The sequence below is a fragment of the Lysobacter concretionis Ko07 = DSM 16239 genome (assembly GCF_000768345.1).
In the GTDB taxonomy this organism is placed as follows: domain Bacteria; phylum Pseudomonadota; class Gammaproteobacteria; order Xanthomonadales; family Xanthomonadaceae; genus Novilysobacter; species Novilysobacter concretionis.
In genome coordinates this window covers 1-628 of record NZ_AVPS01000022.1, presented here as the reverse complement: position 1 = coordinate 628, position 628 = coordinate 1, and the positions used below count along the sequence as shown (strand labels likewise).

Below are 628 nucleotides of genomic sequence, written 5' to 3'. Positions count from 1 at the left end.
ACCGGGGACAACAGCCTGGCCAGCGGCAGCAGCAGCCAGGCGGATGGCGACTCAAGCACCGCGATCGGCGGTCATCTGTACTACGAAGAGGGCGGCGAGGTATTGCTGGATGCGCAGACCACGGCCAGTGACTTCGGTGCCACGGCATTGGGTGCGGGGGCGCAGGCGGACGGCTTCCTGAGCCTTGCGGCCGGTGCTGCGGCGTCCGCCGTGGGCGGGCAGTCCGTTGCGGTCGGTTACAGCAGCACCGCCGACGACGATTACGCCACCTCGGTCGGAAGCTTCTCTTCCTCGGCCTATTTCGGATCCGCATTCGGCTACGGCGCCGAAGCCACCGACCTGGCGACAGCGGTCGGCGCATTCAGCTCCGCCAGCGGCAGCGACAGCACCGCGATCGGCAGCCAGAGCATCGCCAGCGGCATCAACAGTGTTGCCGTGGGCGGCGCGCTGTTCGGGTTCCTGCCGTCGGAGGCCTCCGGCAACTACTCCACCGCCGTCGGCGGCGGGGCCTGGTCGAACGGTGTCAACAGCACGGCGCTGGGTAACGCGTCAATGGCACTTGCCGCCAACAGCGTTGCGCTGGGTGCGGACTCACTGGCCGACCGCGCCGACAGCGTGTCCGTCGGCG

General features: G+C 69.1%; 1 pseudogene. It reads left to right on the top strand.

Going from position 1 to position 628, the window contains the following annotated elements:
- A pseudogene (locus tag N792_RS13285) lies at positions 1-628 on the top strand (ESPR-type extended signal peptide-containing protein); the annotation flags it as partial.